The 21569-nt window shown below is 41.6% G+C and carries 11 protein-coding genes; 4 read left to right on the forward strand and 7 right to left on the reverse strand.

The genetic code is table 11. The features are described 5' to 3' along the window. Nucleotides 1–14: 14 nt before the first annotated feature. Nucleotides 15–3272 carry a TonB-dependent receptor gene (locus tag D0T57_RS01120; protein WP_255490454.1) on the reverse strand — a complete coding sequence of 1086 codons (3258 nt, stop codon included), beginning with the start codon at nt 3270–3272 and terminating at the stop codon, nt 15–17. A 438-nt stretch (nt 3273–3710) separates the two neighbouring features. On the opposite strand from D0T57_RS01120, the gene D0T57_RS01125 reads away from it, so the two are divergent. Together D0T57_RS01125 and D0T57_RS01130 are read left to right on the forward strand one after the other, a co-directional pair. Then, nucleotides 3711–7760 (forward strand): ATP-binding protein, encoded by a 4050-nt coding sequence (locus D0T57_RS01125; protein WP_163270016.1) that lies wholly within the window; start codon nt 3711–3713, stop codon nt 7758–7760. A gap of 322 nt (nt 7761–8082) precedes the next feature. Then, the gene (locus D0T57_RS01130; RefSeq protein WP_163270018.1) at nt 8083–9480 is read left to right on the forward strand and encodes a glycosyl hydrolase family 28 protein; all 1398 of its coding nucleotides are present in this window, start codon (nt 8083–8085) and stop codon (nt 9478–9480) included. A gap of 98 nt (nt 9481–9578) precedes the next feature. On the opposite strand, the gene D0T57_RS01135 is transcribed toward D0T57_RS01130, so the two are convergent. The 5 genes from D0T57_RS01135 to rfbB form a co-directional block, all read right to left on the reverse strand. After that, nucleotides 9579–10220, reverse strand: a complete 642-nt coding sequence (locus tag D0T57_RS01135; RefSeq protein ID WP_163270020.1) for a hypothetical protein — start codon at nt 10218–10220, stop codon at nt 9579–9581. 38 nt (nt 10221–10258) lie between these two features. Then, a complete protein-coding gene (gene murA, locus D0T57_RS01140) occupies nt 10259–11563 on the reverse strand; it encodes a UDP-N-acetylglucosamine 1-carboxyvinyltransferase (RefSeq protein ID WP_163270022.1) in 1305 nt (434 codons plus the stop codon). Between the two features lie 22 nt (nt 11564–11585). Further along, entirely contained in the window at nt 11586–12326 is a 741-nt protein-coding gene (locus tag D0T57_RS01145) for a bifunctional 2-polyprenyl-6-hydroxyphenol methylase/3-demethylubiquinol 3-O-methyltransferase UbiG (RefSeq protein WP_163270024.1), read from the reverse strand. Between the two features lie 29 nt (nt 12327–12355). Beyond that, nucleotides 12356–13363 (reverse strand): UDP-N-acetylmuramate dehydrogenase, encoded by a 1008-nt coding sequence (gene murB / locus D0T57_RS01150; protein WP_163270026.1) that lies wholly within the window; start codon nt 13361–13363, stop codon nt 12356–12358. Nucleotides 13364–13475: 112 nt separating this feature from the next. Then, nucleotides 13476–14615 carry a dTDP-glucose 4,6-dehydratase gene (gene rfbB, locus D0T57_RS01155; protein ID WP_368666891.1) on the reverse strand — a complete coding sequence of 380 codons (1140 nt, stop codon included), beginning with the start codon at nt 14613–14615 and terminating at the stop codon, nt 13476–13478. A 1181-nt stretch (nt 14616–15796) separates the two neighbouring features. On the opposite strand from rfbB, the gene D0T57_RS01160 reads away from it, so the two are divergent. Continuing rightward, on the forward strand, nt 15797–17131 hold the full coding sequence (locus D0T57_RS01160; protein WP_163270029.1) for an NADP-specific glutamate dehydrogenase: 1335 nt from the start codon (nt 15797–15799) through the stop codon (nt 17129–17131). Nucleotides 17132–17281: 150 nt separating this feature from the next. Here the strand turns inward: D0T57_RS01160 and D0T57_RS01165 are convergent, their stop codons facing one another. Continuing rightward, nucleotides 17282–18760, reverse strand: coding sequence for a glycoside hydrolase family 125 protein (locus tag D0T57_RS01165; protein WP_163270031.1), 1479 nt, complete (start codon nt 18758–18760; stop codon nt 17282–17284). 280 nt (nt 18761–19040) lie between these two features. Between D0T57_RS01165 and D0T57_RS01170 the strand changes: the two genes are divergently transcribed. Continuing rightward, the gene (locus tag D0T57_RS01170; RefSeq protein WP_163270033.1) at nt 19041–21563 is read left to right on the forward strand and encodes a kelch repeat-containing protein; all 2523 of its coding nucleotides are present in this window, start codon (nt 19041–19043) and stop codon (nt 21561–21563) included. Nucleotides 21564–21569 lie beyond the last annotated feature (6 nt).

Genomic DNA, 21569 nt, shown 5'->3' on the forward strand with positions numbered 1-21569 from the left:
ATATCGTTACCTTGTTAAAATCCAATATTTACACCGAACGACCATGTCCTACAGAACGGATATCCATTGTTGTTGGATGTTTCTCCCATTTCGGGGTCGAATCCGTCTTTTATGCTGGTAGTTTCCCACAAGTCATTTCCTGAGAAGTAAAGGCGTACTTTTTCAAGTTTTGCCTTCCTTGTCCACACTTTTGGAAGGGTATATCCTACGACCAACGACTTGAGACGCAGGTAACGGCTATTTTGCAGCATGAAATCGTTATTTTCGTAGTTCCATTTGGCACGGTTCTGATAAGTTGTCATACGAGGATATTTAGCATTCGGGTTTTCTTCGGTCCATGTTTTGCCCAAGAAATTCGGGTTCTGGTTGGTATATTGTGCGTAGAACGGATAGGCCATCCAGCCGGTACGCATTATATATTGTTTGCCCACCCCCTGGAAAAATGCATTAAGGTCGAAACCTTTCCACGAGCCGCCTACTGTTATACCAAATACATAGTGAGGGTTGGCGTCGCCCAGATATTGCAAGTCGCTGTTGCTGCTACCATCGCCTGTAATCACATAGTCGCCATTGAGGTCTACACGTTTTGTATCACCCGGACGAAGTTCTGTAACCGTACCCTGACCTACATTTCCCAGCGCTGCGCCATTCTTGCCATAAAGTGCATAATAACGGTCTACCTCTGCCTGATCTTTAAAGAATCCATCGGTACGGTAGAGGAAATAAGAGTTTAAAGGATATCCTACCACCCTTGCATTCTTACCGGCAACGTACGTATCAGCTCCTTCCATCTCCTTCAACAAGCTCTTGGTATCGCCTATATTGAAATTGACATAATATGAAAAGTCTTTTATTTTATCGCGCCAGCCTATATTCACCTCCCAACCTTTTACATTGAGATGCCCATTGTTGGTTTTAGGAGCCGTTCCGCCCAATACCTGAGGATATTCGACAGACACCAACATATCTTTATTGTCCTTGATAAAGTAATCGAACGATCCGGTCAGGCGGCTATTGAGGAAGTGAAGGTCGACACCAATGTTTTTCTGTGAAACTATCTCCCATACATTGTTCAACGATACCAGCCCTGCATTTGCCAACGATGTAGAAACCTGTGAAGAAGCAGGTTCTCCCAATATCCCCATACCTTGATTTATCAATGAAGCATATGCAAAGTTTCCTATACCACTATCGTTGCCCGAACTACCATAGCTTAGGCGAATCTTTCCGAAATTCACGACAGGAGTAATGGGTTCTACAAAATCTTCTGCTGTAAATACCCAGCCAATAGAACCGGAACCAAAATTGCGGAACTTATTTCCTTTCGAGAATCTGGAGTTACCATCGCGGCGCCCGATCAATTCTACCAGATATTTTTCCGAATAGTTATAGTTAACTTTCGCTATGTATGAATAAAGCCCGTTCTGGGTTTTACCTCCTGAGTTTCCTTGTGCTCCACTAGCCAGATTAAGGTCGTACACACCACTGTCTTCAAACAATTCGCGGGCGGTAGCCATATTTTTCCACATCCATTTTTCGGCATTGATACCAAACATTCCGCTTATGTTGTGCACCTTGGCAAAGGTATTGTTATATTTCAGCAAACCCGAATAATACTGATACAATGTATTATTAGCCTGCATCAGATACCCCGGATTGTTTATATCCTTGATATTAAGAGGATCGGTAGGATAAATCAACGACGGCTTGGTAGCATCCACAATGCGGCTTACAGGGTTTCCAAACCAATCGTATGTCTGAACAGGTGTCACCCAGCGGTCTCTGCGGTATTCTTCGTTTTGGAAAGATACCATACCTTCGAAGCTAATGCCATTCCAGATATCGGCAGTCGCTTTCAGGTCGACACGGGTAGTCAGGTTCGATTTATTATCGCGTCCACCATCAGACGTAGCAGCTACCGGTTGGCGGTCGCCGATAGTGCCATAGTTGGCATACCATTGGCCGTAAGGATTCTTTGCAGGAAAGAATGGAGGCTCCTGTCCATAGAGCGAAGCATCGAGCCCTACGGATGGCGATTCGGTCTCGGTTTTGATCATACTGGCAGAAGTGTCGAACTTAAGCCATTTGGTCATTTGTATTCCATAATTTAAGCGAAGGTTCAATTGTTTTTGTCCGTCATAGGCCGTAGCCAGGTTGCCCTGATTGTCGGCATACACGGCAGAAACGCGGTAGTCCGACTTATCGGTAGAACCCGATATGCTCACATTGTGCTGATAAGAATAGCGACGGGCAAACATTTCGTCTATACGGTTTGCATTGCCGATAAAGATATCGCCCCACGCAGGAGCCGTAGAATAGATGCCTTCTATACCCTGCTGCATCCTGAGCAGGTTTTCTTCGGTGAGCCAGTTCCACCAGTTAGGAATTTTTTCTTCTTTATTTCCCTCTATCCACATACTTGCATATTCTTTCATATCGGGAGAGAAAGAACTAACCCCTGTGGTAGTGAAACGCATATTGAAATCGTAATCTACCTTAATCTTACCTTTTCCTTTTTTAGTGGTAACAAGGATTACACCTCCTGCTGCCCTTGCTCCATAAATGGCAGCCGATGCATCTTTCAACACACTGATATTTTCTATATCATCGGGATTCATATTCTGAAAAGAAGTACCGTTTACCGCAGGCACACCATCTATGACGATCAATACACCGGCACCGTTGACAGAAGTTTCGCCACGAATCTTGAAGTTCAAGCCTTCGTTGCCGGGGCGAGAAGAAGAACGGGTCACTACCAGACCGGGGGTTTGCCCCTGCAATGCCAATCCTACATTGGTTACAGCACGGCTTTCCAGAGCTTTGTTATTTATTTGTTCGATAGACCCTGATAGGGTAGCTTTCTTCTGAGTACCATAACCAACGACGATTACCTCGTCGAGCACCTTGTTATCCTCTTCCAATGTAACATCAATACGGGTTTTCCCTCCTATATTAACTGTCTGCTCCTTAAAGCCTATATAGCTGAAACGTAGCTGTGTGCCTCCTTCGGGTACACTTATTGTGTAATTCCCGTCTACATCGGTCATTACACCGACAGTTGTATTAGGAACGGAAACAGAAACCCCGATCAGGGCTTCTCCAGTTGCATCCTTCACATTTCCTTTCACAGTCCTGTTGGCCTGTTGCGCAATCAGATTGTTGCCTGAATACGATTCAGCCTTGAGAATAGAACCGAAAGATCCGCCGAGCAACATAACAACAGCTAATATTGCCCATTTACTACATAGTAGTTTAGATTTAAATCTGTTCATACATTTCCTTCTTTGTTTAGTGAATTTGATTAGTATTTTTCATTTTGTTTTTCCTGATTCAGAGAATTAGTACCAGCCATATAATATTGTAGTTTGTGATACTGTATAAATAATAGGTTCATAAGAATTAGAGTTAATGGTTTATTGACAATACAAATGTATTGCTAACACTTAAAAGAATATCGGTTAAAATGCTACAGGTGCTAGGACGATTTGTAACATTGTGTTAAATATCGAAGCCAGTCCTTTAATAAATACAAATCGGAGAGTGATGAGAGTCCATAGCAAGTAATGATTAGGGTTGGAAGTCTGTCTCTGTATCAAATTGACATACCAAATGTAACAAAACACCTCTGTTTATTGTAATAGTTTTTATAAATTTGAAGATAGTAAGAGTCTGTTTTCCTAACATTTTTCATTTCACAAACCAGCATTATAATGAAAAACCGATACATATACCTTATACCACTCATTTTCCTGCTTGCCACACAAACCGCGAACAGCCAGCAATATATTTTCAGGCACCTGGATATAATCGATGGATTGTCCGACAACCAGATCAGGAGCCTGAGCATGACTCCCGACAACCGCCTGGCTATAAAGACAGCCTCTATACTGAACATATACAATGGCGCAACATTCGACAATTTCTACCACGACAAGCATCTGGAATATAGATGGAACTACTGGAGGCTGCCCAAAGAATACTACGACGACAAAGGCAGGATATGGATGAAAGAACGCGACTATCTGCTTATCTTCGACCTGAAAACCAACCAGTACAATTACAATATTGGTGAGGAACTCAGCCAAATGGGAGTAGGAAAGAGAATAAAGAACCTCTTTATCGACAACTCGAAAAACTTCTGGTTTGTTGCCGAAAATAATGACTTTCTGTTCTACGATATTTCACAAAAAACACTGCACACCATTACTGCCGGTACGGATTCCTTTGTCAAGGAATTTGGGGTGCCTCGCGAAATGGCTCAATATAAGAACTTCTGCTGGGTGGTTTATTCATCGGGACTTATACGCTGCTGGGACTATACTTCGCGCGAGTTTGTTTCGCAAGACCCTCACTTACTCAATATAATAGACGACTCTACCGACCGCCTGTACATACACACCACCAGCAGCGGAGATGTATGGCTGATGCACAATAAGGCAGTATCGCTTTACAACAGGACAAACCAGTCGTGGCAGGAAATAACAAGGATAAGCGGGCATTCAAGTTTCTTCACCTGCATGGATCTGGATATGGAAGGGAATGTATGGCTAGGCACATCATCGGGCGAATTGAGGCATATAAAACACGACACATTTGCCATAACCTCCATGAAAGGCTTGAATCTGGACAACGGGGCAACATTGGTGAATGATATCTATACAGTATTTGCCGACGACAATAATGGCGTATGGGTAGGCACATTGTTTCAGGGATTGTGTTATTACCAGCCTAACAGGAAGAAATTCCAGATGGTACAAGTCGTACCCAATGGTTCGCTGTTGACCAGCGATAATGTCAGGTGTTTCATCGAAGAAGAAGATGGCAGCATCATATTGGGAACAAAATACGGGCTATCGCGCTATACCCCCGAGACAGAAAAGATAGAACAAATACACAAAAGCCTGTCTGATATATTGTGCCTTTCCCTCTACCGCGACAGTAAAAAGCGGCTATGGGTCGCCACATTCCTCAACGGGCTGTATTGCATCGACGGAAATTCTATCAGGAACTACAAGCAAAGGATATACGACAACGATCAGGAACCAATACAAAATACGGCACGCGATATATACGAAGACAGTTATGGACGATTCTGGGTCAGTTTTACAGGAGGGGTCGGTGAATTTTTTCCGCAAACCGGGGAGATTAAGATGCTGTACAAAACCCATCCGAAAGTTTCTTACCATAAAATAGATTACAAAATATACCCTGTAAATAAAGATTCCTTTGCCGTAATCGGCGAAAGTGGCATTTACTATTACGACACACAGAAAGACAGCCTGTGGATTCCTGAAATAGACAGTCCTGAGAATCCTAAGTTCAAAGACTTAAGTATAAAATATTACTGCATACTCAACGACAGCAAGTCGCTGGAGTGGTACGGTACAGAAGCCGGGCTAAAAATATGGGACAACAAGGGTAACAAATTGTATAATATTACCGTCAACGAGGGACTTCCCAACAATACAATATCCGCCATACTGGAAGATGCCAACGGCCTTATCTGGGCATCTACAGCCAGCGGTATAAGCAAGATAGAGGCCAAAGAGGTAGATGGAGAATACAAATTCTCTATTGTCAATTTCGGCCCTATAGACGGGCTGCAAAGCGGAAAATTCTACAATCATGCCGCCATAAAAGCACGTAATGGGATGATGTATTTCGGCGGTGTACACGGCTTCAACCTGTTCAACCCCCAGAAGATAACATACAACGAGACAAAATACGCCCCCATGTTTGTTTCATTCAGCCTGTTCAACACACCTGTAAAGGAGGGAGATAAGTACAACAACCGCACCATACTGGAATATCCTATCAACCAGACTAAAGAAATAAAACTAAACCACAACGAAAACTTTATAACCCTCGAATTTTCGGGACTAAACTACATAAACCCTTCGCAGACTTATTTCAGGTACAAACTGGAAAACTTCGACCACGAATGGACAGAAATAGTAACCGAAGGATTGGGAAAGGTGACATATACCGGACTTGCACCCGGCACTTACAAGTTTGTAGTCTATACCGCCAACAATGATAAGATATGGGGACAACAGGCTTCGGAAATGACAGTGATAATCAAACCGCCGTTTTGGGCAACAATATATGCCATCGTCTTATACTGCCTGCTATTTGTAGGAGCCATCATCTACAGCCTGGCGCTGATAGACAAGAAGAACAAGAAAAGGCTGATGAAACAGCAATTGATAAACGAACAGAAACAAAAAGAAGAACTCGACCAGATGAAATTCCGTTTCTTCACCAACATCAGCCACGAGTTCCGCACACCTCTTACCCTGATACTTATGCCATTGGAGACTATGATAAAAGACGCCAAAGACTCGGGTATGAGAGACAAGCTAAGGTCGATATACACCAATGCCAAAGACCTGCTATCGCTTGTCAACCAGCTTCTCGACTTCCGCAAACTGGAAATGAAAGGAGAAGAACTAAAGCTGACAAGAGTAAATATAAAAGCCTTTCTTCAGAATATATACATACAGTTCAAAGATTCTGTTTCGGCCAAAAACATCAGCTTCATTATCGATTCGGGAGCCGATTCCGAAAACATATATATGGACGAAGGCAAGATGCACAAAGTGATGAACAACCTGTTGTCGAACTCGTTGAAATACACACCCGAAGGAGGTTCGATCACGATAGTAACCAATACGGTTTTCCGCAACGAGCAGGAATATCTCAAAGTATCGGTTTCGGACACAGGGCGGGGCATTCAGGAGAAAGACATCAATAAAATATTTACCAGATTCTACCAGAGCAGCGAACAAAAAAGCGAACTGGTAGGCTCAGGCATCGGGCTGCATCTGGTAAATGAGTATATATCCTTGCACAAAGGTGAAATTTCGGTAGAAAATAAAAAAGAAGGAGGTGCAACCTTTACATTCCTGATACCGGCTTGGGCAGATAGCAGGCAAGAAATACTTCCGGCAGAAGAAAACTGCGAAGAAACAGAGGAAGTAATAGATATTGCCCCTAAAAAAACAATTCTGGTGATAGAGGACAATACAGAGTTCCGCCGTTTTCTGACAGAACAATTGAATCCATACTACAATGTAATCGAAGCTCCCGACGGAGAAGAAGGTGAGAAACTGGCTGTACAGAAATCGCCCGACCTCATCGTGTCAGACATAATGATGCCGAAAATGGACGGAATCACCCTGTGCATACTTCTGAAAAAGAATATACAAACCTCTCACATCCCACTGATATTGCTTACAGCCAGGAGCTCCGACGAGGCAAAAATAGAAGGATACGAGGCCGGAGCAGACTCTTATATATCGAAACCTTTCTCCTTCGAAGTTCTCCATACCCGTATAAAGAAACTGATAGAACAACAGGAAACACGTCAGGAATTATTTCATAAGACAATAGACATTTCGCCAAGCAGTATTACAATCACCTCGCTCGACGAAGAACTGGTACAGAAAGCACTTGCCTGCGTAGAAAAAAACATGGACAATCCCGAATATTCGGTAGAGGAACTCAGCAGCGATATAGGACTGAGCCGAGTACACCTCTACCGTAAGCTACAGGTAATCACAGGGCAAAGCCCAATCAACTTTATCCGCGCCATACGCCTGAAAAGGGCAGCACAGTATTTACGAGATTCGCAATACAATGTGTCGGAAATAGCCGACCTTGTTGGGTTTAACACGCTGAAATATTTCAACAAGTATTTCAAAGAAGAATTTGGCACTACCCCATCGCAATACAGGGCTGATAATATGAAACAGAAATAAGGATAGGTAAAATACAATTCCTTACGATACAAATTTGAATTTTTCACACTCTCTGTCATCCTGACCGGGGGAAGATTCTCTTTGCTCAAAAACAGAATAATAAATAAAAATAGTAGGCATCCATTACAGTTTATCGTCCCGATTTCGCATTCAACAAACGATACAGGACTCTATTTCTGGTTTCATGTTACAAATTGTACCACTATCTGTAACTATTCATCGCATGGCTTAAAGTGCTTCTGGTTATTTTTGCGATAAGAATTGAAGCCATTAGCAGCTTCTCCCGACCAGAAGAAAAATGAAAAATATATAACTATCAACTATGAGAAAAATTCTACTGCACTGCATCCTGCTGATAACGGCCTGCTCAATAAAAGCGCAGGTACTAAATATTGCGCCGGTTCCCAAAGAAATATTCTATGCAAAGCACAACGACGACTTCACTGTTTGCGCCCGCATACCCGGACAAGATTGGCAAGACCTGTTCGAATACAAAGTTGTAGTGGATATGGACAAGCCCCAGGAGGCCACTATGGTACAGTTCGATTTCGAAGGTAAGGTTGAGATACGTGTAAAATGGAATAACGGCATTGTAAATGATGTGAAGATACGCCCAACGGATAAAGGTATAGAATGCAGGAAAGACGGCAACCTTATCTATTTCACGTTAGACAAACCGGAAAAACTATCGCTGGAGGTAAACGGAGACAAACTGCACAACCTGCACATCTTTGCCAACGAACCCGAAAAGGAAATACCCAATCCGGAAGACCCGAATGTAATGTATTTCGGAGCAGGCTATCACAGGCCTAAAGATTCGCCCAACGATGCATTCAACATACCGTCCAACACTACAGTCTATCTGGCTCCGGGAGCTGTTGTCAACGGAAAGTTTATCTGCAACAAGGTAGAGAATGTCCGATTTGTGGGCAGGGGTATTATCTATGATCCTCAACGTGGCTTTGAGCTAATATTTTCTAAAAACATCGAAATAGACGGCATTACCGTTGTCAACCCGACACACTATACGGTTTATGGAGGGCAAACATCGGGCTTGAAAATAAACAACCTGAAATCGTTCAGCAGCCGGGGATGGAGTGATGGCATCGACCTGATGAGCTGCTCAGATGTATCTGTTAATGATGTATTCCTGCGCAATTCCGACGACTGTATAGCGATCTACGGACATAGGTGGGATTTTTACGGTGATGCCCGCAACTACCAGATTACAAATGCCATACTTTGGGCTGATGTGGCACATCCCATCAATATCGGGTTGCATGGCGATGTGTCGCACGAAGGAAATGTAATTGAAAATATCCATTTCAGCAATATCGACATATTGGAACACGATGAAGACGACCGCAATTATCAGGGCTGTATAGCATTCAGCATCAGCGACCACAATCTCGTACAGGATATCTCTTTTACGGATATAAGAATAGAAAAGATACAGGAAGGCCAGTTATTCAATATGCGGGTTTTGTTCAACGAAAAATATAGCAATGGTCCGGGGAGAGGGATCAAAAACGTCCGGTTCAAGAATATATACTATAACGACAAAGAAGAAAACCCATCCATCATAGAGGGTTATTCCGATGAGAGGAATATAGAAGATGTTGTATTTGAAAATATAGTGATAAACGGCAAGCCTATCAAGACTTTCGAAGAAGGAAACATCCGGTTGGGCAAGTATACGAAGAAAGTAATATTAAAGTAACAGCAGGTAAAGTCAATACTATTCCAAAAGAACAGGAGGTGTCCTTTATTACTTAGGGGACACCTCCTGCTGCTTATTTTATATGTGATAAGAATGTACTATTCCTCCATCAACTCAGATACTCGTTCGTATCCCCACTTTTCTTCAAAATCCTCGTCGGAAGTGAAGGTGTTCTGCCAATTGAAACCTGTAACTTCGATTCTTTTCGAAGCCGAGCCGTTCCAGTTGACGTTGAATCCGGCGGATTTTAGTTCGGCAACGATGATATTGGCGATAGCAATTGCTTCCTTATCATTTTTAGGTTTTTCGCCATCGAAACCAATGTTTAGTGAGCCGCTTTCTATTACCCGTTCCAGGTCTTGCCCATGATAGTAGCAATATCCGATGGGCTTTATGCCTATATCGGTCAGGTCGGCCCATACTTCCTGACAGTCGTAAACTGCTTCGGATAATGTATAACCTGCATTGTGGAGAGCTACAATCTTTTTCTTGCAAAGATTGTCGAATACAGTATGGAGCTTTTCCGTATCGGTCGGATGCTGCCATTTCTTGCTCTCTTCCATGTTTTTATTATACTCGCGGGTAACGGTTTCTTTTACCCATTCCTCGGGGATTTCGCTTTCCCATCCCTCATCCTCTATGGCTTCGAGAGTGTCATCAATAATGTCTTCAAGGGAATCAAAGCCTGACTTTATACTAATCAGGAAATGATCATAGAGATACTTCTCATTTTCTGTCATAGCGTAAATAAAATACGATTGATATATAATTTATTAGATTAATCGAGACGCATAATGTTTGCCCCCAGTTGGTTTAGCCGGACATCAATATTCTGGTAGCCACGGTCTATCTGCTCTATGTTGTGTATAGTGCTCTTTCCATCGGCACACATAGCCGCAATAAGAAGGGCGATTCCGGCACGTATATCGGGCGATGTCATTGTAGTAGCCCGCATAGGGCGTTTGCCTGTTCCGATAACAGTAGCCCTGTGAGGATCGCAAAGGATAATCTGCGCACCCATATCTATAAGCTTATCGACAAAGAAGAGGCGGCTCTCGAACATCTTCTGATGAATGAGTACGCTTCCCCTGGCTTGTGTGGCAACTACCAGCAATACACTGATAAGGTCGGGGGTTAGTCCCGGCCACGGAGCATCGGCAATGGTAAGTATCGAACCGTCGATAAAGGTATCTATTGTATATTCTTTTTGTGCAGGGATGAATATATCATCTCCTCTTCTTTCGAGCTGTATACCCAATCGGCGGAAAGTATCAGGAATAATGCCTAGATCGTCGTAGGCTACGTTTTTGATAGTTAGTTCCGATGCAGTCATAGCCGCCATTCCTATAAAACTGCCTATTTCTATCATATCCGGCAAGATGCGGTGGCTGGTTCCCCCCAAGGCTTCTACTCCTTCTATTCGGAGCAGGTTAGAACCCACACCTGTTATCTTTGCCCCCATACTGTTCAGCATTTTGCAAAGCTGTTGTATATATGGTTCGCAGGCAGCATTGTAGATGATGGTTTCGCCCTCTGCCAGTACAGCAGCCATCAGTATGTTGGCGGTTCCGGTTACCGAAGCTTCGTCCAAGAGCATATACGTCCCTTTCAGCTTGCCGGCTGTTATGTTGTAGATTTGCTGTGCATCGTCGTATACGAAATCCGCACCTAGTTTCTGGATACCGATAAAATGCGTATCGAGGCGGCGGCGGCCGATCTTATCTCCTCCCGGCTTTGGTAGCATAGCTTTGCCGAAACGGGCTACAAGCGGACCTATTATCATTACCGAGCCCCTGAGCGATGCGCTTTTCTTCATAAATTCGGGGGTACTCAGATAGTCTATATTTACATTTTCGGCTTTGAATGCCCATGTACCCTCATTTACACGGCGTGTTTCCACCCCCATTTCGCCTAATAGGGCTATCAGGTTGTTTACATCGAGTATATCGGGTATATTCTCAATGATAACCTCTTCGGGTGTAAGCAGGGTTGCACATATAATTTGTAAAGCTTCGTTCTTCGCTCCCTGAGGAGTAATTTCTCCGTTGAGGCGGCAACCGCCTTCTATAATAAATGATGCCATATTCTATTTTTTCTATTTCTTATTATTTTTTGACTCCAACAGCAATTATCGATCCTCCAAACTTGAATCTGACCCCGCATTGCATCATGAGGTATTCTATATACATAATGAATGAGAATAGCTTGTCGATAATTTTATTTATCTTAATTTCTGCCATATCCTCTTCTTGCTGTGTCTTGCGCGAAAGCCACATTGCAGGAAATAATAAAGATACAAAACCTGACATATATTTTACATCAAATCCGGCTTCTATCATCTTATTTTTCAATTCCTTTTGCGTATATCGCCTTTCATGACATGCGCTTACATCAATGCTGCTCCACATAAATTTATGTTGGGGAACTGTGATGTATAATTTGCCAGTGGAGGTTAGTCCATTATATATGTTTCTTAAAACCGTTTCGTCTTCATCAATATGTTCCAATACATCGAAAATGCCAATTGCATCATATTTCTCTTTATCGTCCATATTCTTTGCATCCAATTGAATCAGATTTACATCCGGCATTCTCATTTTTGCATATCCGAGACCTTCGGCAAAATATTCGCTTCCGGTATAATGTGCTTCCGGAAACTTTTTCTTTATACCATTTAAGACATATCCCGTTCCACATCCTATTTCGAGGAATTGCTGAAACCGGGGTGAGTATTTCTTCATCAACCAGATTACCAGCCTATTTCTTGCACGAAACCAAAATGAAGAACCTTCGCTTTGGTATAAAACTTCGAAGAACTCGGCCTTGAAGCTGTTTTTTTCTTCCATATTCTTTATATCCAGATACCTGAAAGGCTTTAGAATATTCTCACCTCAGGCTCTAGTATTATATTAAACGCGTTTTTGACTGCATCCTGTACTTTGCGCATGAAACCTACAATATCGTTTCCGTCGGCAGACCCGTAATTAACAATTATAAGAGGTTGGTTTGGATATGTGCCTATCTCGCCGACGCGTTTCCCCTTATATCCTGCTTTATCTATCAAGAATGCCGCAGATGTTTTCACCATTCCGTCTTTTTGCAGGTATGCCGGTAGACCGGGGTAGTCTTTTATAAGGCTGTCCGCCTGTTCTTTCGATATATATGGGTTTTTAAAGAAACTTCCGGCATTGGGCAAAGCCTTTTCGTCTGGTAGTTTGCGGCTACGGACACGGATTACGGCTTCCCTTACATCTTCTATTGTTGGCTCGGCTTTGTCTTCCAACTCTTTGTTCAAGTCGAAATAACGAGGTATATAAGCGAAAGTCCTTTTCAAATGGAAAATGACGGAGATTATAATATACCGGTTTGTCCTTTTAAAAATGCTGTCGCGATAACCGAACTCGCATTCTGCATTCGAAAACGAAACACTTTCTCCTGTTTCTATATCTATAGCAACCACTTCCCTGATCGCATCTTTCACCTCTACACCATAGGCGCCTATATTTTGAACAGGAGCCGCACCAACCGTCCCAGGTATCATCGAGAGGTTTTCCAATCCGGCAAATCCCCTGACGACACAATATTCGACAAATTCGTCCCAGTTTTCAGAGGTGTTTACTTCGAGGAAGATATCCTCGTCCTCTTCTTCGTCATCGGATATTTCGCGCAATCCTTTTATCTGTGGATTGATAACAAGCCCGTCGAAATCCTTGGTAAAAAAGAGGTTATTCCCCCCTCCTATCACCAACTTATTTTCGTTGGGGTAATCCAGCAGGCATTTGCGGAGTTCTTCTACGTTTTTAGGCTGACAGAATATCTTTGCGATAGCTTCTGTTTGAAATGAATTGTAATCTTTTAATTGGGTTTTACTATAATAATCCATTTGGACGGTTATTGATTCAACAATGGCCTGTTAACTGCGCGTTCGCTTAAACAGGCTGCAAGCATTGCCCCTAAGGCAACAGTATAGAGGAATATTATATAATTGCATTGGGTTAACGGTTTCCATACATCTGTGCGTAGTATTTCATATAATCGCCGGAAGTCACCTCTTCTACCCATTCCTGGTTGTCGAGATACCAATATATGGTTTTTACAATGCCTTTATCGAATGATGTTTCGGGCAGCCATCCTAATTCTTCCGATATTTTGGTAGGATCTATGGCATAACGGTGATCGTGCCCCTGGCGGTCTTTAACAAAAGAGATAAGATTGTCGCTTATCCAGCTAATATCAATATCGCCGTTGGCTGTTTGTTCTTTCTTCTTCAATACTGCGCGATATTTTGGTTCTTTCTCCATTATATCGTGTATGGTCTTTATTACCAGTTTTACGATGTCGATATTCTTCTTTTCATTGTGTCCGCCTACATTGTAAACCTCATCCAGCCGTCCCCTGTGCAGCACGGCATCTATTGCTTTACAGTGGTCTTCTACATAAAGCCAATCGCGCACATTGCTGCCATCGCCATATACAGGCAGTTGCTTGCCCTCCAGTATATTCTTTATAATAAGAGGTATCAGCTTTTCGGGAAAATGATAAGGCCCGTAATTGTTGGAGCAACGGGTTATATTTACCGGCATCTTGTAGGTTTCGCCATATGCTTTTACGATGAGGTCGCCTCCTGCCTTGGCCGCGCTGTAAGGCGAACGGGGGTCGAGTGGAGTGGTTTCGGTAAAATACCCGTCATCTCCCAACGAGCCATATACCTCATCGGTAGATACTTGCAGGAATTTGACTCCCTGGCGCCAAGTGGGATAATTATTTTCATCTTTGCCTGTTGTCCAGTATTTGCGGGCAGTGTCGAGAAGGTTCTGAGTACCAAGTACGTTTACCTGCAAAAACAGCTGCGGGTTTTCGATGCTGCGGTCTACATGGCTTTCTGCTGCAAAATTGACAACATAGTCTATTTGATGTTCCGAAAATATCTTTTCGGTCACCTCCCTATCGCATATATCGCCTTTGACAAATATAACATTGGGATTTTTCAATTCTTCTGATAGAGTTCCTAAATTTCCGGCGTAAGTTAGAGCATCAAAAACAATCAATTTGGCTTCAGGGTATGTTGCCAACATATGTTTTACAAAATTAGAGCCAATAAATCCGGCTCCCCCGGTGATTAGATAGACCATTATTCTTTTTAATTTTTATTGAAGACAAAAATAAGAAAAAAACCATATGATAACATCAAACCTAATATAATTATCGGTATGATTATAATTAATTGACAAAATTGCTTCTTATTTAGGCCAATCAATAATAGAAAAGTTTATCTATATAAGCCCCCTATACCTCCAACGGGAGGTAGGGCTGTCAAGTTCTGATTATTCTCTCTCTGTCATGCTGACGACAGGAAGCATCTCTTGCCTAAAAAGCCTTATAAAGCGTAACTAGCAAGAGATCCTTCGTTCCACTCAGAACAGGGTAAACGCATGAAAAAATGATATTCCAGTTTTGACTACTGTAGGGCGAATTGAAAATCGACGGAGGCAATTATCATTCGTCCGCAGATTTTTTCTATTTCGGGCGAATGATAATTCGCCCCTACGAAGCTCAGAATTGAGCTTGGATAAATTTAATACGTTTGCCCTGCCACTCAGGATGACAGACAAGAATAACCCAAACAAATACCTGAACCTAACAGTCCAACGAAGGGAGGGAAATAGAACGAAGCTAAAATGGAAGAAAAGCAACAATGGGAAAAGTGATGAAAAGGTGTTACATGTGTTACTTTTTCACCTCACTCCCCGCTCTCTCCAAAGGGAGAGAGGGCTGCAAGCCACGACAAGAGAGAGGAAAAAAGTAACAATAGAAAAACAGCAAAAAACCTGTTACAAGTGTTACTTTTTAGGGAGATACAATATACCAGTAGACGAGTTAACGAATTGGTTTCTTATAAAATATGAACTTGTGCCTTGTATCTTGTTTACTTGTATCTATAGAAAAAGTAACAATAGAAAAATAGCAAAAAACCTGTTACATGTGTTACTTTTTGGAGATACAATATACCGGTGGACGAGTTAACCAGTTGGTTTCTTATAAAATAGAAACTTGTATCCCGTATCTTGTTTACTTGTATCTAAGGAAAAAGTAACAATGAAACTAACTTGTTTATTCACCAATTACGGAATTGCATTATTTGCACACGCGTAATCACAGATTACTTGTATTCTTCTCGCCTATTCAAAATAATAAAATGAAGCATAAATTGAATTAAAATAAAAAAAATATTTGATTTTTACCAAAAAACATATCAAAAAGTCATTTTTATTTACTAAATTTGCACTCTATACAAATCAATAAACCGAATATAAAAATGAAGTCAGAACAAGTATTAGCAGAACTGAAGCGTCGCTTCCCCAACGAACCTGAATATCATCAGGCAGTACAAGAGGTATTGGAATCTATAGAAGAAGTATATAACCAACACCCTGAGTTTGAAAATGCCAACCTGATAGAGCGCCTTTGTATTCCCGACAGGATCTTCTCTTTCCGTGTAACATGGGTAGACGACAAAGGAAATGTTCGTACCAATATGGGATACCGTGTTCAGCATTGCAATGCAATAGGCCCTTACAAAGGGGGAATACGCTTCCATGCTTCTGTAAATCCTTCTATCCTGAAATTCCTTGCTTTTGAGCAAACATTCAAGAACTCACTTACAACACTCCCTATGGGCGGTGGCAAAGGCGGATCGGATTTCAACCCTAAAGGAAAATCGAATGCCGAAATCATGCGTTTCTGCCAGGCTTTCGTCACAGAGCTTTGGCGCCATATAGGTCCCGACACCGACGTTCCTGCCGGAGATATCGGCGTTGGCGGACGCGAAGTAGGCTTTATGTTCGGGATGTACCGCAAGCTTGCCCGCGAATTTACAGGAACATTTACGGGCAAGGGACTAACATTCGGTGGTTCGCTTATCCGTCCCGAAGCTACAGGATATGGAAATGTATATTTCCTACTCGAAATGCTTAAAACTAAAAATATAGATATCAAAGGAAAACGTTGCCTGGTATCAGGTTCGGGTAACGTGGCACAATATACTTGCGAGAAACTGATAGAACTGGGCGCGATACCTGTTACGCTGTCAGACTCTAACGGCTATATCTACGATCCGGAAGGAATCACCGCAGAAAAGCTTGAGTATGTAAAAGAGTTGAAAGAATTATACCGCGGACGCATCAGCGAATACGCCGAAACTTATGGTTGCAAATATGTAGCCAACGCACGTCCTTGGGGCGAAAAAGCCGATATAGCCCTTCCGTCGGCTACTCAAAACGAGATCAGCGGAGAAGATGCTAAGAAACTGGCAGAAAACGGAATCTTTGCAGTATCGGAAGGCGCCAACATGCCATCTACTCCTGAGGCTATCGAAGTATTCCAAAAAGCGAAAATACTTTACGCTCCGGGTAAGGCCGCCAATGCAGGAGGTGTATCCGTTTCGGGTCTGGAAATGACTCAAAACTCGGAACGCCTGAGTTGGTCGAAAGAGCAGGTTGACGAAAAACTGAAATGGATTATGCAAAACATCCACGAAAACTGTGTTAAATATGGTACTGAGGCCGACGGCTATGTCAACTATGTGAAAGGGGCTAATATTGCCGGATTTATGAAGGTTGCTAAAGCGATGATGGCACAGGGTGTTATCTAGAGAATCGTAATTAAACACATTATTCAGGCCTAAAAAACCGTCATAAGTCTTTAACATTTAACGAGATAGCCACCAGGGCAACCCGAGGCTATCTCATTAATTATCAGACAATTAAACCAGATAAACCTATCCGATTCTTCAGAATAGTAGTCAATCTTCGAGACTATTCAACAGGTCAGTCTTGCCTTCGTTCACCAGCTTAAGGATAAGCTCTCCGAACAAAGAATTTTGCCATGCAAACCAAGCACGGGTGAAGTTTGTTGAATCATCCTTATGAAAAGATTCGTGCATGAAGCCTGTTCCTGCATCGGTATCCATCAGCATCTTTATACACCATTTGATTTCGTTGTCATCCTGGCTGGTAAAGGCTTTCATCATTATACTCATCGGCCATACCATGTTGTAGCCGATATGCGGGCCACCAATGCCTTCTCCTGCTTTACCTCTGAAAAAGTAAGGATTATCTTCACTCCATACAAATCTCCTCGTATTCTGGTAAATAGGATCGTTAACATCCATATCTCCAAGATATGGCATAGCCAAAAGGCTTGGAACATTTGCATCATCCATAAGCAGGTGATTCCCAAAGCCATCTACTTCGAAAGCATAGATTGTCCCGTATTTAGCATGATTATATGTCGCATATTTTTTCAAAGCTGCTTCAACCTCCTCTGCCAGTTCAGTACATTGTTTGGCTATTTCTGGCTTACGATTCACACTTGTCAGTATTTCCGCAGCTTTACGCAAAGAAGTTACGGCAAAGAAGTTTGATGGAACAAGGAACTGGAGTGTTGTCGCATCATCCGACGGACGGAACGATGACACGATTAGCCCTACAGGCTTTACAGGAGCACCTAGCCCATCATTATTTAGAGTATCGAGAGCCCTCTCGGTCTTGCGCTGAAATTTGTATGGGCCAACACCATCCTTGCGTTGTTGTTCTTTGAGAGTCTTCAATATATTTTCGATAGCATCGAGCCATTCTTGCTGAAAGACACTTGTATCACCTGTTGTCTTCCAATACTGATAAGCCAGACGAATGGGATAGCATTGAGAATCTATTTCCCATTTGCGTTCGTGCACACCCGGTTTCATTTCGGTAATATCCGACTTCCAGTGCCCCGATTCATTCGTATCGGTATAGAACGCATTTGCATAGCGATCGAGATTTATACTATCGAACTGGCGCAAAATAGTACCGGCCAGCATTTCTTTCAGCAATACATCTTCATTAGCAAACTGTATATAAGGCCAGACTTGTGCCCCCGAATCGCGTAGCCACATAGCATGGATATCGCCTGTATATACACTTGTATCGGGCTTGCCATTTACCTTTGCAAACCTGACTGTGGTATCAAGGGTATTCGGGAAGCAATTTTCGAACATCCAGGCAAGTTTTTTATTAACAAGGAGTTTCTTAATCCTGATTATTTCGTTTTCTACAGCCGGAGAAAAAAACAGCCTTTTTTCTTTCGAAGGACGGTTTGTTTTGTAAACAGGATCTGCGGCAGCATAGTTTACGACGGTCGTGTTGTCCAATGGTAATGACAATCCGGATGCATGCAAATTCAATGCGGAGAGAGAAGCTGCAATTATAGCACCACACAAAACATAATTCTTTCTTTTCATAAATTATCAGATATAACGTAAAAATAATGACTAATATTTAAAGAACATTCATCATAAGAATGCAGGTATTTCTGCAACTCAATATTATAAAAACTATGATAACAAAGATAAAGTATCAATCATATTTTTACGATTAACTGAGGATTAAATAAGGGTTATTGAGATTCTGATTACACTAACCTTACTTCTGAATTCAGATATTTTGCTTCTGAAATTTCATTAATAAATTCTAGATGTTTATCTTTGTGTAAAGGCTAAAACTTTAAAAAAGCTTAAATAGATGGGCTATCGCATAATTATTACTTTTATCTTATTTTTCACATATACTTCTCAAACGTTTTCACAAGGTCTATATATTAAAGGGAATAATTCCTTAATAGATGACAGGACCTCTTATAATGTTTTCGACAAAGTAATCCCGACATTTAAGAATATCCTGACAATAGACTTTGAACTTGTAGTAGAAGATCCTCGTTCGAGAGGAAGCCTCGTGCGCATTAAAGACGAAAAAGTTGGAGCGGTTTATAATATTTCATATAACGGGGAGGGTAACAATCCTGTTTTCAAACTCAATCACGAAGGTAAGAATACCTTGACATCTATACCTTTTGATAAGGATATTCTAAACGAGAACCAATGGATAAAGGTTCGTGTGGAGTTCGATATGCAAAAAGATTCTGTAAAATTGCGGATCAATGGCAATGAAGCATCTGTACAGCTAACACAAGAAGAAAAGATGTGGAAGCCGGTAATTTATTTTGGGCGCAGCGAACATGTTATTGATGTGCCGGCGTTCAAACTATGTAACCTGACTATTACCGATAATGAAAAAGCATACAATTTCCCTTTGAATGAAAGTGATGGAGAAATTGTCCACGATTCAAACCGAAAGGTTATTGGCCATGTAACCAATCCGGTGTGGCTTATAAATGATGCATATTATTGGAAGAAGAAGCCTTCGTTCTCGTCTGATGCTGTAGCAGGTTCAAATTTTAATACTGAAACGCAGGATATTTATTATTTCAACGAGGATTCAATAACTATCTACAATATAAGGACAGAAAGAACAAGATCAAGATCAAGTAAATACACTAACAAGTGCCCGATGCCTATGCGTCTCGGCACGAATTTCATCGATTACAAGAACAACAGATTATATATTTACGAAGTTGCCGATCCTCCACAAGGAGATATAGTAATTTCTTATCTGGACCTACAAAGCTATGAATGGACAGCAGTCACATCGGAAGTTTTACCGATGCAGCTTCACCACCATAGCAATTATATGGATACTAAAAACGGGCAATATGTAATATTTGGAGGATTCGGCGGTATTTCGTATTTCAACAACTTCTATTCATTCGACTTATCTTCACAGCATTGGAAAAAGCTCAGTTTCAAGGGCGATGTGATCACTCCCCGGTATTTCACTTCGATGGGATATAATGAAGCGGACAAAAACCTCTATGTATTTGGTGGAATGGGAAACAAGGCAGGAGACCAGACAGTAGGGCGGGTTTATTATTATGAATTGTACAGAATCAACTTAGATAACCATATCATTGAAAAACTATGGGAAATACCTTGGGATAAAGAAAACGTTGTCCCTGTAAGAAATATGGTTTTCTCCAATGACAATAGTTTTTATACATTATGTTATCCGGAGCATTTTTCCCGTTCATATCTTAAGTTATATCGTTTTTCGATTACAGACGGACAATATGAAGTGTTAGGAGATTCTATCCCCATCCGGTCGGAGAAAATTACTACAAACGCAAACTTGTACTATAATTCCCGGACAAACGAGTTGGTGTCTATAGTACAGGAATTTGAAAACAATGACATTGGATCTACAGCCCAAATATACACCATCTCATCCCCTCCCGTAACAGAGGCAGAACTTACACTATATATGTCAAAGCCTATAAATTGGATACGGGCAATCATACTTTCTGCTCTAGGATTAATTATAGTGGCACTGATATTCTTCTTCTTGAGAAGGAAGAGCAGACATAAAAAGGAGGCTGAAGTGGTATTGAAGAATACGCCTTTAGCGAAACCTGAGATAAAAGAGGATAATATGCCGGTTGAAACTCAACCCAATTCGATATATCTCTTTGGCGAGTTTTCATTAATAGACCGGAATAACCGCGAGATTAATTACATGCTTAGTGCCAAATTGAGGCAAGCATTCTTCCTTATTCTTTATCACAGCATCAAAAAAGGTATAACTTCGCAGGAATTCAGTGAGTATCTGTGGCCTAACAAATCGTACGAAAAGGCGAAAAACTCAAGAGGGGTGACCTTAAATAATTTAAGGAAGATTCTTGGTGACCTTGATGGAATAAACCTGATACATGAAAAAGGAATATACAAGATTACATTTTCAGACGAATGCTATTGCGACTATCTACGTTGCCTCGAAATTGTACTTGGAGACAGTTTAGATGAGAATATGAATGAGTTTATATCCATTATTTCTCGGGGAAAATTCCTGGAAAGCGAGGACTCCTCAACACAAGATTCATTCAAAGAATATATTGAAAGTAAGATAGAGTCTACCATCCATTATTATATGGAGAAGACATATACATCAGGAAACTATCCTGCCACCGTTTCTTTATGCGATAGCTTTTTCAATCTCGATCCTTTAGACGAGGAAGCATTACACTACCTGATCAGGTCTTTGTCTAAGCTGGATTTGAAGGATGAAGCTAAACGCAGGTATTACTTCTTCACTGCGGAGTATAAAAAGGCTTTAGGAGAAGAATATAGCAAATCTTTTTCCGATCTGTTAAAATAAAAATCT

Origin of the sequence: Dysgonomonas sp. 511 (genome assembly GCF_010501105.1) — a bacterium.
Lineage (GTDB): Bacteria > Bacteroidota > Bacteroidia > Bacteroidales > Dysgonomonadaceae > Dysgonomonas.